This is a genomic window from Blastococcus sp. SYSU D00813, from assembly GCF_054050735.1.
The window spans coordinates 23,058-36,697 of sequence record NZ_JBJGZX010000017.1; the positions used below are offsets into that span (position 1 = coordinate 23,058).

Consider the following 13,640-nt stretch of genomic DNA (forward strand, 5'->3'; position numbering starts at 1 on the left):
GCCTGACGTCCACCGGGCACCGTGCGTCCACCGACTCGAGGGACCTGACGTGTACACACTCGTGCTGCTCAACGGGGGCAGCGGCCGGCGCATGGGCGCCCCCCAGCCGAAGCAGTTCCTCAAGGTGAACGGGATCCCGATCCTCGTCTACTCGCTGGTGGCCGCGGACGCGGTCGAGGAGATCGACCAGATCGTCCTGAACTACCCGGACGGCTGGGAGGACGAGGTGCGGGGGATCGTCCACGACTACGCCATCAAGACGCGGGTCGACTACGTCCCCGCCGGGGAGACCCGGCAGGAGTCCGTCGCCCGGGCGCTGGACGCCGCGGCCAACGAGGACGTCGTCATCCACGAGGCCGCCCGGCCACTGGTGCGTGCCGCGGACTTCACCCGGCTGATCCGGTCCCCGGAGCGCAACGTGAGCTACATGATCCCGATCCCGTTCACCGTGGCGCCGGTCGACCCGGAGACGAGCACCGTGACCGGATATCTGGAGCGGGACCGCCTCCGCAACGTCCAGCTGCCGCAGAAGTTCGCCCTGGCCGACCTGCGCCGCGGTCACGACCACGCGAGGGCCCACGACGCCCACTTCACCGAGGACGCGACCCTGGTGGCGGTGGCGGGCGCGCCGGTGCACTTCATCGACGGGTCCGACACGAACATCAAGGTGACGACGCCGACCGACATACACCTGGCCGTGTCGCTGCTGCACGGGACGACCGACGATGAGTGACCGCCGCCGCTCGGTGCTGGTGACCGGCGGCAGCAAGGGCATCGGCCTGGCGACGGCGGAGCGCTTCGCCCGTCGAGACGACGTCGGCGAGGTCGTGGTGGTCGCCCGCGCGTCGGCGGCGTTCGACGAGGCCGTCAGCCACCTCGAGGAGGTCCGCGCCGGGTCGGTCCGGGTGACGCCCTACGAGCTCGACCTGGCCGACCGCGACGGGATCCTCGAGCTCGTGGACCGGGTGTACGCCACGCACGGCAACATCGACGTCCTGGTCAACAACGCCGGCTACACCAAGCCGGTGCCCATCCACCAGATCGACTTCGAGGACTTCGAGCGGACGATCGCGGTCAACCTCTACGCCCCGTTCACCGTGGTGCAGGGTCTGCTGCACGCCGGCAACAAGTTCGAGCTGGTGGTCAACATCGCCTCGACCGCGGGGATCAACGGTCGGTCCGGCTGGCTGACCTACTCGGCATCGAAGGCCGCGGTGATCAACATGAGCGAGGTCATGCGGGAGGAGCTCGCCATCTACGGCACCCGCGTGGTGTGCATCTCGCCCGGCCGCACCGCCACCGACCTGCGCCGCACCCTCGCACCGGACGAGGACCCGACGACGATCATGCAGCCCGAGCACGTGGCCGCGGTCATCGAGATGCTCGCCAGTGACGTCGGCCGGTTCGTGGACAGCACCAACCTCGTCGTCCGTCAGTAGCTCGGCGCACCGCCGGGCACGGAGTCGGCCGTACTCCGGGCGCGTGACCGCCACACCGCCGACGCCCCGCAGACCCCGACGAGGACGACGAGGACGGCGGCGTCGGGCCACGGCCGGTCGGCGAACGTCAGCGTCGACCGCCCTCCGGGCATGGTGAGGAACACGCCGGCCAGCGACCAGCCGGCGACGAGCCACCCGTGCCCGCGCCGCTGCGTCAGCGCGAGCAGGGCGGTGGGCAGCGTCAGGTACCAGGGCCACACCGACGCGCTGGAGAGGACCGCCGCCAGCGAGACCCCTGCCGCCACAGGCAGCAGGCCCCACCGCGGCACGCGGGTGAGCAGCCACAGGCACAGCAGCACGCCCAGGGCCAGGCCGATCCCCCGCACGAGGTCCAGCGGCGGGTCGTCGGCGTCCAGGAGGACGGCCAGCGCGGTCGGCGGCGACAGCGGCTCCACCGCCTTGCCCGGGACGTCGAGGTTCTCCAGCCACCGCCATCCCCAGCCCGACACCTGGACGGCCAGCGCGAAGGCGCCGACGCCCAGCGCCGAGGTGGTGGCCAGCACCCGCAGCCGCGCTCCGCGCGACGCCGTCCCCCACGCGGCGTGCACCGCGACGACCGGGACGAGCGCCAGGGCGGTGACCTTGACGCACGCCGCGGCCGCCAGCAGCAGGACCGCGACGTGCGGGCGGCGGGCCAGCCCGGCGGCGATCCCCGCCACGGCGAGGGCGGTCATGAGCGCGTCGCTGTGCAGGCCGGAGACGGCGTGCAGCAGGAGCAGCGGGTTGGCGACGGTCAGCCACACCGCGCGCGAGGGGTCGGCGCCGCAGCGGCGCGCCACCCGCAGCACGAGGACGGCCAGCAGGCCCCAGGCCAGCACGGTGAGCACCCGGAAGGCGACGAGGAACCCGACGAGGTCGCCGTCCACCAGCGCCGACAGGCCGGCGAGCAGCGCGACGAACGGCGGGCTGTAGGGCGTGGGCGTCTCCTGCCAGAAGGGCTCGACGCCACGTGTCGCGTCGACGCCGTCGGCCTCGCCCGGCCCGTCGACGAACGGGTCGAGGCCCTCGTGGACGCTCGCCCCGATCGCCGCGTACGAGTAGACGTCGGGGCTGAACAGCGGCGGGCCGGCCAGCAGCGGCAGCGCCCACAGCGCCGCCACGGCGAGGACCGCCCGGGGACGCGCGCCGCGGCGCACCGCGCGGGCCAGCAGCAGCCAGGCGAGGCCCAGCCCTCCCAGCGCCACCGCGTTGAGCGTGACCGCCGTGGCCACCTCCTGCTCCGGCGGTGCGAGCGGACCCGGGTCGTAGAACCACAGGTCGTCGGTCTGACCGGTCCGCCACAGCGCGCTGCCGGCGACCGCCAGGTACGTGGTGGCCGCCGTCCCCAGCAGGGCGGCCAGGGTCAGCGCCCAGCGCGGCCGGGGGCGGCGGGCGGTGACCCGGACGAGGACCGGCGGCTGCGGCGGGACGGCGGCGAGCGGGGCGTCGCCGGCCGGGGCCGTCACGGAGCGGGCGTGGGCGTGGGGTCGGTGGCGTCGGCCCCGCGGACGGGGTCGGCGAGGAACAGGTCGAGCAGCTCCCGGGCCGCGCTCGCCGGGGTGAGCTCGCCGGCCAGCACCGCCCGCTCCAGCTCCGGCGCGCGCGACCGGACGTGGGGGTGGGCGCGCAGCCGGTGCTCCAGGCCGCTGCGCACCAGCTGCCAGGTCCAGCGCACCTGCTGCGTGCGGCGGCGCTCGTCGAACGCGCCGGAGGCCCTCGCCCGGTCCTGGTGCTCGACGAGCTTGGCCCAGACCTGGTCCAGGCCCTCGCCGGTGAGCCCGGCGCAGGTCATGACCGGCACGTCCCAGTCCTCCGAGTGCCCGCGCAGCATGCGGATCGCGCCGGCGAGCTCGCGGGCGGCCTTGCGGGCGTCGGCGGCGCCGGGGCCGTCGGCCTTGTTCACCGCGATCACGTCGGCGATCTCGAGGATGCCGCGCTTGATGCCCTGCAGCTGGTCGCCGGTGCGGGCCAGCGTCAGGAAGAGGAACGAGTCGACCATCTCGGCGACGGTCACCTCGGACTGGCCCACGCCCACGGTCTCGACCAGGACGACGTCGTAGCCGGCGGCCTCGACCACCACCATCGACTCGCGGGTCGCCTGGGCCACCCCGCCGAGGGTGCCCGCGGTGGGCGAGGGCCGCACGAAGGCGTCCGGGTCGACCGAGAGGCGCTGCATGCGCGTCTTGTCCCCCAGGATCGACCCGCCCGAACGTGCCGAGGACGGGTCGACGGCGAGCACCGCCACCTTGGAGCCGGCGCCGGTGAGGGTCACCCCGAGCTGGTCGATGAAGGTGGACTTGCCGACGCCGGGGACGCCGCTGATGCCCACCCGCCGGGCGCCGCCGGCGTGCGGCAGCAGCTCGGTCAGCAGCTCCTGGGCGCGCTCGCGGTGGTCGGCCCGCCGCGACTCGACCAGGGTGATGGCGCGCGCCATCGACCGGCGGTCGCCGGCGAGGACCCCCTCGACGAGCGCCGGGACGTCGGTGGCCCCGCTCAATGCCCGAGACGGGCGGACAGCGTCCGCAGCAGCCCCTGGGCGGCCTCGGCGATGACCGTGCCCGGCAGGAACACCTCGGCCGCGCCCATCTCCTTCAGCGTCGGCACGTCGTCGGGCGGGATGACCCCGCCGACCACGATGACGACGTCGTCGGCGCCGAGCTCGGCCAGCGCGTCCTTGAGCGCGGGCACCAGGGTGAGGTGGCCGGCGGCCAGCGACGAGACGCCGACGACGTGCACGTCGGCCTCCACGGCCTGGCGGGCGACCTCCTCGGGCGTCGAGAACAGCGGGCCCACGTCCACGTCGAAGCCGAGGTCGGCGAAGGCGGTCGCGATGACCTTCTGGCCGCGGTCGTGGCCGTCCTGGCCCATCTTGGCGACGAGGATGCGGGGCCGGCGGCCCTCGGCCTCCTCGAACGCCTCGGCCATCCGGCGGGTCTCCTCCACCGGCCCGGATGCTCCTGCCTCGTCGCGGTACACACCGGAGATGGTGCGGATCTGCGCCTGGTGCCGCCCGTAGACGGCCTCCAGGGCGTCGGAGATCTCCCCCACCGTGGCCTTGGCCCGGGCGGCGTCGATGGACAGCTTGAGCAGGTTGGCGTCCAGGTCGTTGCCCCGGCGGCCCTCGGCGGCGGCGCGAGCGGCATCGGTCAGCCGGGACAGCGCCTCGCGGGTGGCGGCCTCGTCGCGGTCGGCGCGCAGCTGCTCGAGCTTGGCGGTCTGCTCGGCCAGCACCTGGGCGTTGTCGACCCGCAGCACCTCGATCGCCTCGTCGGCGTCCACCCGGTACTTGTTCACGCCGATGACCGGCTGGCGGCCGGAGTCGATCCGCGCCTGGGTGCGGGCGGCGGCCTCCTCGATGCGCATCTTCGGGATGCCGTCGTCGATCGCGCGGGCCATGCCGCCGTGCTCGGCGACCTCCTGGATGTGCGCCCAGGCGCGGCGGGCCAGGTCGTAGGTCAGCTTCTCCACGTACGCCGAGCCGCCCCACGGGTCGGCGACCCGGGTGGTGCCCGACTCCTGCTGCAGCACCAGCTGGGTGTTGCGGGCGATGCGGGCGGAGAAGTCCGTGGGCAGCGCCAGCGCCTCGTCGAGGGCGTTGGTGTGCAGCGACTGGGTGTGCCCCTGGGTGGCGGCCATGGCCTCCAGGCAGGTGCGGACGACGTTGTTGTAGACGTCCTGGGCGGTCAGCGACCAGCCCGAGGTCTGCGAGTGGGTGCGCAGCGACTGCGACTTCGGGTTGGTGCCACCGGCCTCCTTCACGAGCTTGGCCCACAGCAGGCGCCCCGCCCGCATCTTGGCGACCTCCATGAAGAAGTTCATGCCGATCGCCCAGAAGAAGCTCAGCCGCGGGGCGAAGGTGTCGACGTCCATCCCGGCGGCCTGACCGGCCTTCAGGTACTCGACGCCGTCGGCCAGCGTGTACGCCAGCTCCAGGTCGGCGGTCGCCCCCGCCTCCTGGATGTGGTAGCCGGAGATCGAGATGGAGTTGAACCGCGGCATCCGTTGCGCGGTGAACGCGAAGATGTCGCTGATGATCTGCAGCGAGGGCCCGGGCGGGTAGATGTAGGTGTTGCGGACCATGAACTCCTTGAGGATGTCGTTCTGGATGGTCCCGGCCAGTTGCTCCGGGGCCACCCCCTGCTCCTCGGCGGCGACGACGTAGAGCGCCAGCACCGGCAGCACCGCGCCGTTCATGGTCATCGAGACGCTCATCCGGTCCAGCGGGATGCCGTCGAACAGCTGCCGCATGTCCAGGATCGAGTCGATCGCGACGCCGGCCATGCCGACGTCGCCCCGCACCCGCGGGTGGTCGGAGTCGTAGCCGCGGTGGGTGGCCAGGTCGAAGGCGACCGACAAGCCCTTCTGGCCGGCGGCGAGGTTGCGCCGGTAGAACGCGTTCGACGCCGCGGCGGTGGAGAAGCCCGCGTACTGGCGGATCGTCCACGGCTGGGTCGTGTACATGGTCGGGTAGGGCCCGCGCAGGAACGGCGGCAGCCCCGGGAAGGTCGAGAGGAAGTCGACCCCGGCCAGGTCGGCGGGGGTGAGCAGCGGCGGGACGTCGATGCCCTCGGGGGTGTGCCAGGTGGCCTCGGCGACGCTGCGCCCGGTGGCCTCCTCGTACCGCTTGGCCCAGTCGTCCGGCGAGGCCCCCGCCGAACCGCTGGCCGCCGGGCGGCCGAGCTCCGCGGAGCCGAAGTCGGGGATGGTGGTCATGCCGACACTCCCAGCTGCTCGTGGGCGGCGCGCAGGACCTCGAGCGCGTCGCACCCGGCGTACACGTACCCGTCGACGCCGTCCACCGCCAGCGACGGCTTGCCGGCCAGCCACACCGAGGTGGCGCCGGCGGCACGCAGGTCGGCGGCCAGCGCCGCGGCGGACTCGGCGTAGTCCCTGTCGGTGCCGCAGATGCACGCCACCGTCGTCCCTGCCTCGGCCAGGCCGCTCGCGCCGTCGGCGGCGGGGGTCTCCAGGCCGCCGGCCTGGAAGAGGTTCGCGGCGAACGAGGCGCGGGCGGTGTGCCTCGCCTCCGGGCCGATGGTGGCCAGGTAGACGCGCGGCCGGCTCGGGGCGGCGTCGGCGCGGTCGCGCAGCTGCTCGAACTCCTGCGCGGCCCGCACCCGGGGCAGGCCGCCCGGCCCGGCCGGCAGCACCTCCGCGGCAGGTGCCCGCTGCGGCAGCTTCTCGGCGAGGTTGGGGAACTCGCTGACGCCGGTGACGGCGTCGGAGCGCCTGGCCAGCCGCTTCGCGCGCTCCGCCCACGCCGCGCCGATCCGGTCCCGGACCAGCCCGCTCTCCAGCGCGGCGCAGATGCCGCCGGCCCGCTCGATCTCGGTGAACCAGGCCCACGCGGCCTGCGCGAGCTGCTCGGTGAGCGACTCGACGTACCAGGACCCGCCGGCGGGATCGAGGACGCGGGCCAGCGACCCCTCCTCGACGAGCAGGCTCTGGGTGTTGCGGGCGATCCGCCGGGAGAAGGCGTCGGGCAGGCCGAGGGCGGCGTCGAAGGGCTGCACGGTGACGACGTCGGCACCGCCCACGCCGGCGGCGAAGCAGGCGACCGTCGTCCGCAGCATGTTGACCCACGGGTCGCGGCGGGTGGTCATCACCGAGGAGGTGACCGCGTGCTGGCGCTGCGCGCGGGCCTCGGGCGAGGCGCCGGACAGCTCGCCGACGCGGTCCCACAGCCGGCGGGCGGCGCGCAGCGCGGCGATGGTCGTGAACTGGTCGGCGGTCGCCGCGTAGCGGAACTCGAGCTGGCCGAACGCCTCGTCGACCGACAGGCCCCCGCCGGTCAGCTCGCGCAGGTAGGCGACGCCCGCGGCCAGCGAGCAGCCCAGCTCCTCGACGGCGGTGGCCCCCGCGTCGTGGAAGACGGTGGCGTCGACGACGACCGCGCGCAGGCCCGGGAGGGCCATCGCACGGCGGGCGACGTCGGCGAGCTCGGAGAGGTCCTGGCCCTCCCCCGTCGCCGCCTGCACCCCGATCGGGTCCAGGCCGAGGCAGCCGCCGGGCGCGAGGTCGTCCCGGCCCTCGACGAGGGCGAGGAAGGCGCCGGCGGCGGCCGGGCCACCCTGCACGGTGACCGGCGCGAGGTCGAGGTAGACGTCGGCGAGCACGTCCCCGAGCGAGCCGACCGAGACCGCGCCCTCGCCGAGCACGAGCCACAGCGAGGAGACGCCGTTCTCCAGGTCGGCGGCGATCGCCTCGCGGGTGACGGCCACGTCGGGGTCGGCGTGCCGCTGGCGGACGTCCCACCCGCCGGGCACGTCGCTGTCGGCGCCGCCGGCGGCGGTCTCCCCCGCCGCGCCGGCGCGGGCGCCGCGCACGAACGGCGGGATGCCGGGGACGCCGACCGCCGTGGGCAGGTCGCCGGCGTCCTCGGCGGTGTAGAGCGGGGCCACGTCGACGCCGGTGGCGACGGTGCGGCGCAGGGCGTCCTCGGCGTGCTCGGGCAGGTCCTCCCGGCCGGCCTTGCGCAGCACGCCGGCCACGAGCTCGCGCCACTGCTCGCGGGTGGCGGCGGGGAACTCGCCGGCCAGGACGAGGTCGTCGGGGACCTCGTGCTCGGCCGGGACCTGGTCGTCGACCGTGGTGGCGTCGGCCGGGGCCGGCTGTGCGGGGGAACTCATCGACGGGCTCCGGTGCTGTCCGGGCCTCCGGGGAGGCGGTGCGCTGGGAACGTTCTACCGGCGCTCGCGCGGCGCCGGGCGCCCGGGTGCCGGGGAACGCCCCTCCGACGGGGTGCCGCGGTCGGCCACGAGGGCGTGCAGCGCGGTGCGGGCGAGCAGGCGGACCCCCACGCCGATGGCCCGCTCGTCCACGTCGAAGGTGCCGCGGTGCAGGTCCAGCGGCGGGCCGCCGCCGTGCGTGCCGAGCCGGGCGAGCGCGATCGGCAGGACGTCGGCGAACCAGCCGAAGTCCTCCCCGCCCATGCTCTGCGGCGACAGCCGGACGCCGTCGGCGCCGACCGTGTCGATCGCCGCCGACCGCAGCAGGGCCACCGCACGGGGGTCGTTGACCACGGGCGGCACGCCGCGCACGTAGTCGACCTCGACGCCGGCGCCGGTGGTCGCGGCGACCCGCTCGACCAGGCCCCGCAGCAGCTCCTCGGCCGACTGCCAGGCCTCGCGGTCGAGCACCCGGACGGTGCCGCGCAGCTGGCCACGCTGCGGGATGGCGTTGGCGGCGACCCCGGCGTTGACCGCGCCCCACACGACCGACATGCCCGCCCGCGGGTCGACCTGGCGGGACAGCAGACCGGGCAGGTCGGTGATCAGCCGGCCGAGGGCGTCGACGAGGTCGACGGTCATCTGCGGCCGCGCGGTGTGCCCGCCCGGGCCGGTGAGGACGACGTCCATCCGGTCGCAGGCGGCGGTGATCGCGCCGGTGCGCAACCCCACCGCCCCGGCGGGGATCGACGGGTCGCAGTGCAGGGCGAAGGCGCGGGAGGCGCCGTCGAGGACGCCGGCGGCCACCACCTCGGTCGCGCCGCCGGGCACGGTCTCCTCGGCCGGCTGGAACACGCAGCGCACGGTGCCGGGCAGGTCGTCCAGCGCCGCGAGGGCCAGCGCCACCCCGAGGACGACGGTCGTGTGCACGTCGTGTCCGCACGCGTGGCACATGCCCTCGCGGGTGGAGGCGTAGGGGACGTCCTTGAGGTCGGGCAGCGGCAGCGCGTCGATGTCGCCGCGGACGACGACGACCGGCCCCTCCCCGGAACCGACCTCGACCACCAGGCCGGTGCCGCTGGGCAGCCTCTTGGGCGCCAGGCCGGCGTCGCGCAGCTTCTGCTCGAGGAAGGAGGTGGTCTCGTACTCCGCGTAGGCCAGCTCCGGGTGGGCGTGCAGGTGCCGGCGGACGGCGACGAGCCGCTGCTCCCGCTCCGTCGTCCACCGGTCGACCGCCGCGCCGAGCTCGTCGGCGACCGACGTCATGCCGTGGACCCCGGGCCGCAGGAGGGGCCGCCGGCGGGCCGGTCGGGCCGATCTGCGTCGGGCGGGGTGGCGCCGAGGCCCTCGCGCCGCTCGGCCACGAGCGCGTCGACGACCGCCCGCAGGTCGCCGCCGTGCGCGGCCGCCACGGCGCGCTGCCGCTGGTAGGAGGCGCCGGCGGCCAGCACCCGCTCGATGTCGGCGAGCTGGTCGGCGCAGTCGAGCCGGCGGGCGGTGGGCTCCAGCTCCTCGGCGAGGTCGAGCAGCGCCTGGCGCACCGGCCGGACGGTGCCCTTCTCGTCGACCACGATGTCGGCGTCCAGCCCGTGGCGGGCCGCCCGCCACTTGTTCTCCCGGAGCACCCAGCTCGGCGGCGTGGGCAGCGTGTAGCCGCGGTCGAGCTGGGTGTCGAGCTGCTCGACCAGGCACTGGGACAGCGCGGCGACGACACCGATCTCGTCGAGGGTGGGCAGGCCGTCGCAGATCCGCAGCTCCACGGTGCCGAAGTCCGGGTGCGGGCGGATGTCCCACCACACCTCGCGCACGGTCTCGATGGCGGCGGTCGAGATCAGGGTCTGCATGTACGACTCGAACTCCGGCCACCCGGAGAGCTGGTAGGGCAGGCCCGCGGTCGGCATCGCCTCGAAGACCTTGCTGCGCGCCGAGGCGAGCCCGGTGTCGCAGCCGACCCAGTACGGCGAGGACGCCGACAGCGCCAGGAAGTGCGGCACGTACTGGGTGAGCGCGTTGACGATCGGCATCGCCTTCTCCGGCGCGCGGACGCCGACGTGCACGTGGACGCCGAAGATCTGCAGCCGGCGCGCCAGCCACTGCATCTTCTCGACCAGCTCGAGGTAGCGCTCCTTCGGCGAGATCAGCTGCGTCTGCCAGTCGGTGAACGGGTGGGTGCCCGCGCACATCAGGTCCAGCCCGCGCCGGTCGGCGGCGGCGGCGACCTCCGCGACGGTGCCGGCGAGGTCGGCCTTCGCCTCGGCGACGGTCGTGCAGACCCCGGTGATGACCTCGACGGTCGACTGGAGCAGCTCGTGCTTGGCCTTGGCGGGTTCCTTCTCGCCCTCGGGCGTCAGCTCACCGAGGATCTCGATCGCGCCCGCGCTGAGCTCACGCGTCTGCCGGTCGACCAGCATGAGCTCCCACTCGACACCGAGGCTGGCCCGCTCGGAGGAGTTGAAGGGGATCTGCACCCTCCGATCGTAGGAACGATCACGCCGCTCCACCGCCTGAGCGGGCGCGCTGTCCTCCGGTCGGGCGCTGTACGGACGTGCGGCTGCGCCGTCAGACCCCCGGCCCGCCGCCACCCATGGCCCCGGGCAGGTTCTTGAACGAGAGGTCGCTGCGCTTCCCGCAGAGCCGGCAGACCTTGGCGTCCGGCTCCTGCAGTCGTTCGGAGTCCGGGTGCCGCGTCACGTACGCGTGGAACCCCAACCGGCACCGCAGGCGCTTCCCGGTCATGCGGCGACGGTAGGCAGCCGGCTCAGCAGGCTCCAGAGCCGACGGACCCTAGCGAATCGACCCGCCGGCGACCGTCCCGTCAAGCTGACGGCCACATCTGTGGACAGGCTGCTGAACTGGGGATTCGTCCTGCGCCGACCCGTCGGGACGGCTAGACTCCGTACATGTGTTCGAGTGAGCGGTCGGCGGGGGACGTCGACCTGCACGTGTTGTCCGACGGGGAGTTGCTGGCCGAGGTTGCTGCGGCAGTGGCCGAGCAGAGCCGGGCCGCCGCCCGGCTGGCCGCCGTGGTGCGGGCCGCCGACGCGCGGTCGGCGTGCGAGCACGACGGGCTGAAGACGATGGCCGCGTGGCTGCGCACCCACGCCGGGCTCAAGGGCAACGCCGCAGCCGGGTTGGTGCACCGCGGGCGGGCGCTGGCCCTGCTGCCGGCCACCGCGGCCGCCTTCGCGGCCGGAGCGATCGGGGCCGAGCACGTCACCGAGATCAGCAAGGTGGTCGCGCCCCGGCCGGCGGCGCTGGCCGCCGCGCAGGGCATCGATGCGGGGGAGGTGGAGGCGGCGCTCGCGACGATCGCCGTGTCCCAGACCTTCCAGCAGCTGGCAGGGGCGGTCGCCGACTACCTGGCCCGGCTGGACCCCGACGGGCCCGAACCGGAACCGGAGACGCAGCGCAGCCTGCAGATGGTCACCCACGCCGACCACACCGTCACCCTGATCGCCCAGCTGGACCCCGTCGGTGGGGAGAAGGTCAGAGCCGTGCTCGAGCCGATGGCCGCGGCCTCCCGCACCGCCGGCGACGTTCGCGGCCCCGCGCAGGTGCGCGGGGACGCGCTGGTGCAGTGGGCCGATCTCACCCTCGCCGCCGGGGCGGTGCCGATCCAGCGCACCCGCAAGCCCGGCATCGCCGCCGTGCTCGACCTCGACGACCTGGTCGACCCCGCGCCGGGGAAGACCGCGGCGGAGCTGGGGTTCGGCGCCACGATCTCCGCCGCCCGCGCCCGCTGGCTGGCGTGCGACTCCACCGTCGCCCGGATCGTGATGGGCCCCGACGGGGAGCCGCTGGAGCGGGGCCGGGAGGTGCGGATCGTGCCAGCGGCGCTGCGGCACCTGCTGGACCTGCGGGACAAGGGGTGCGTGTTCGCCGGCTGCGACGCCCCGCCCTGGTGGTGCGAGGCCCACCACCGCATCCACTGGGCCTTCGGCGGCCAGACCGAGCTCGAGAACCTCGGCCTGCTGTGCGAACGGCACCACGGCAAGGTCCACCACGGCTACACCGTCGAACGCGACGCCGACGGCGTCTGGCACACCTACCGCCCCGACGGCACCGAGATCGTCCTGACCCGGGACCACCTCCTCGGCGACGACGAGGACCAGCCCGGCCGGGACGACTCCTCCGCTCCGGACGTCGACCTCGACCGCGGCGACCTGCTCGTCCCCGTCTGACCCGTCGGCGCACGACGACCAGGAACGCGCCGTCCACCCCCACGGACACCGTCCGCGGGGGCAGGCGGCGTGCGGCCGTGGGCCCCCCGGCGGTTCAGTTGATCGTCCAGGCGCGCCACTCCGGGTCACCGGCGCTGGTGTCGCACTCACCGATCGCCACGAGGACGACGGCCCCCGCGGCGACCGCGGCGCCGCGGAAGAGCCCGTCGGGGCACAGGGGCACCACCACGGGCTCGTCGTGGCTGCCGACGTGCACCGCGGTCACGGTCAACGCGGTGGTCGAGGCGCCGTTCACCAGCCCGCCCAGGTAGACGTACTCGCCGGCCGGGTCGGTCGACACGGAGCGCACGTACGTCTGGCCGGGAAACCGCGCCTCCTCTCCCGGCTCGGTGCCGAAGTCGTGCACCCGCATCAGCAGGAGCGCCGGCGCCGGTCCGGTGACACCGCCCTCGACGACGGGGACGTACGCGGTACCGCCGGCGTCGAGCACGACCGGGCCGGCGTCGGAGGGCCCCGCGGAGAGCGCGACCTCGTCCCGCGGCTCGAGGTCGGTCGCGAAGCGCCGCAGGACGGAGGTGTGCGCGGTCCCCGCCGCGTCGGTGTCGACGTCGGCCACGACGACGACCCGCTCGTCGTCCGCGGCCACACCCGTCACCCGGAGGCCGGACGGGGAGGGCGCTTCCAGCGGTCGCCGGTCCTCGACCTCGCCCGCCTCGACGCCGACGGACACGAGCGTCCAGGCGCCGTCGTCGTCCGACACGGCGGCGTACACCGTCGCGCCGTCCGGCGTCGTCCCCCACACCGCCGGCCCGGACCCGGCCAGCGCCGAGTCGGTGACCTCGGCGGTCCTGACGGTGCCGGTCGACGTCACGGTGCTCACGACGAGCCCGTCCCGGACCCGGGTCACCACGACCGCGGTGCCGTCGTCCTCGTCGACGGCGACGCCCGAGTCGTCCCCGTCCGCCGCGTCCAGCTCCGGCAGGACCGCGCGGCGCCAGCCGCCGGACTGCTGCCGGGCCACCTCCAGGGCCCCCTGGGCGGTGCCGACCAGCAGCACGGCGTCGGTCTGGCCGGCCACCGCGACGTCGAACAGCTCCGCACCGGCGCCCCCGACGTCGGCGGCCCGGTGCTCGGCGCCGACGTCGTCGAGCGGACCGAACAGGTAGGGCGGGTCGAAGGGCGGCGTCTCGTCGGCCCCGCTGCCCGCCGACCCCGGCTCGGGTCCCGAGTCGCACCCCGCGGCGACGAGGACGGCGAGGACGAGGGCCGGCAGCAGCCGAGCGCGGGACATGCGGTGCACCTCCAGGGGACGC

The 13,640-nt window shown here is 75.0% G+C and carries 11 protein-coding genes; 3 read left to right on the top strand and 8 right to left on the bottom strand.

What is annotated here, in order from left to right; translation table 11 throughout:
- Positions 1 to 49: 49 nt before the first annotated feature.
- Both ACI8AX_RS13420 and ACI8AX_RS13425 read left to right on the top strand, forming a co-directional pair.
- Positions 50 to 733 (top strand): IspD/TarI family cytidylyltransferase, encoded by a 684-nt coding sequence (locus tag ACI8AX_RS13420; protein ID WP_456550325.1) that lies wholly within the window; start codon positions 50 to 52, stop codon positions 731 to 733.
- Positions 726 to 1,439 carry an SDR family NAD(P)-dependent oxidoreductase gene (locus tag ACI8AX_RS13425; RefSeq protein ID WP_456550326.1) on the top strand — a complete coding sequence of 238 codons (714 nt, stop codon included), beginning with the start codon at positions 726 to 728 and terminating at the stop codon, positions 1,437 to 1,439. The genes ACI8AX_RS13420 and ACI8AX_RS13425 overlap by 8 nt, the downstream gene beginning before the upstream one ends.
- Here the strand turns inward: ACI8AX_RS13425 and mptB are convergent.
- The 7 genes from mptB to ACI8AX_RS13460 all read right to left on the bottom strand — a co-directional run bounded on the left by mptB (position 1,433) and on the right by ACI8AX_RS13460 (position 10,882).
- Positions 1,433 to 2,944 (bottom strand): polyprenol phosphomannose-dependent alpha 1,6 mannosyltransferase MptB, encoded by a 1,512-nt coding sequence (gene mptB, locus ACI8AX_RS13430; protein ID WP_456550327.1) that lies wholly within the window; start codon positions 2,942 to 2,944, stop codon positions 1,433 to 1,435. The genes ACI8AX_RS13425 and mptB overlap by 7 nt on opposite strands.
- Entirely contained in the window at positions 2,941 to 3,975 is a 1,035-nt protein-coding gene (gene meaB / locus ACI8AX_RS13435) for a methylmalonyl Co-A mutase-associated GTPase MeaB (protein ID WP_456550328.1), read from the bottom strand. Before meaB ends, mptB begins: the two co-directional genes overlap by 4 nt.
- Positions 3,972 to 6,191, bottom strand: coding sequence for a methylmalonyl-CoA mutase (gene scpA, locus ACI8AX_RS13440; protein ID WP_456550329.1), 2,220 nt, complete (start codon positions 6,189 to 6,191; stop codon positions 3,972 to 3,974). The genes meaB and scpA overlap by 4 nt, the downstream gene beginning before the upstream one ends.
- On the bottom strand, positions 6,188 to 8,107 hold the full coding sequence (locus tag ACI8AX_RS13445) for a methylmalonyl-CoA mutase subunit beta (RefSeq protein WP_456550330.1): 1,920 nt from the start codon (positions 8,105 to 8,107) through the stop codon (positions 6,188 to 6,190). Before ACI8AX_RS13445 ends, scpA begins: the two co-directional genes overlap by 4 nt.
- A 54-nt stretch (positions 8,108 to 8,161) precedes the next feature.
- The gene (locus ACI8AX_RS13450; RefSeq protein WP_456550331.1) at positions 8,162 to 9,412 is read right to left on the bottom strand and encodes an amidohydrolase; all 1,251 of its coding nucleotides are present in this window, start codon (positions 9,410 to 9,412) and stop codon (positions 8,162 to 8,164) included.
- Entirely contained in the window at positions 9,409 to 10,614 is a 1,206-nt protein-coding gene (locus ACI8AX_RS13455; protein ID WP_456550332.1) for a glutamate--cysteine ligase, read from the bottom strand. The genes ACI8AX_RS13450 and ACI8AX_RS13455 overlap by 4 nt, the downstream gene beginning before the upstream one ends.
- 91 nt (positions 10,615 to 10,705) lie before the next feature.
- Entirely contained in the window at positions 10,706 to 10,882 is a 177-nt protein-coding gene (locus ACI8AX_RS13460) for a hypothetical protein (RefSeq protein ID WP_456550333.1), read from the bottom strand.
- A gap of 164 nt (positions 10,883 to 11,046) precedes the next feature.
- On the opposite strand from ACI8AX_RS13460, the gene ACI8AX_RS13465 reads away from it, so the two are divergent.
- Entirely contained in the window at positions 11,047 to 12,327 is a 1,281-nt protein-coding gene (locus ACI8AX_RS13465) for a DUF222 domain-containing protein (RefSeq protein WP_456550334.1), read from the top strand.
- A 94-nt stretch (positions 12,328 to 12,421) separates the two neighbouring features.
- Here the strand turns inward: ACI8AX_RS13465 and ACI8AX_RS13470 are convergent, their stop codons facing one another.
- Positions 12,422 to 13,618, bottom strand: a complete 1,197-nt coding sequence (locus ACI8AX_RS13470; protein ID WP_456550335.1) for a hypothetical protein — start codon at positions 13,616 to 13,618, stop codon at positions 12,422 to 12,424.
- Positions 13,619 to 13,640: the final 22 nt, after the last annotated feature.

What these genes read in the sequence shown, in the direction of transcription:
- ACI8AX_RS13425 (WP_456550326.1), top strand. Translation starts at nt 726, where the DNA reads ATGAGTGACCGCCGCCGCTCGGTGCTGGTGACCGGCGGCAGCAAGGGC.
- scpA (WP_456550329.1), bottom strand. Translation starts at nt 6,191, where the DNA reads ATGACCACCATCCCCGACTTCGGCTCCGCGGAGCTCGGCCGCCCGGCG.
- ACI8AX_RS13445 (WP_456550330.1), bottom strand. Translation starts at nt 8,107, where the DNA reads ATGAGTTCCCCCGCACAGCCGGCCCCGGCCGACGCCACCACGGTCGAC.
- ACI8AX_RS13450 (WP_456550331.1), bottom strand. Translation starts at nt 9,412, where the DNA reads ATGACGTCGGTCGCCGACGAGCTCGGCGCGGCGGTCGACCGGTGGACG.
- ACI8AX_RS13460 (WP_456550333.1), bottom strand. Translation starts at nt 10,882, where the DNA reads ATGACCGGGAAGCGCCTGCGGTGCCGGTTGGGGTTCCACGCGTACGTG.
- ACI8AX_RS13465 (WP_456550334.1), top strand. Translation starts at nt 11,047, where the DNA reads ATGTGTTCGAGTGAGCGGTCGGCGGGGGACGTCGACCTGCACGTGTTG.
- ACI8AX_RS13470 (WP_456550335.1), bottom strand. Translation starts at nt 13,618, where the DNA reads ATGTCCCGCGCTCGGCTGCTGCCGGCCCTCGTCCTCGCCGTCCTCGTC.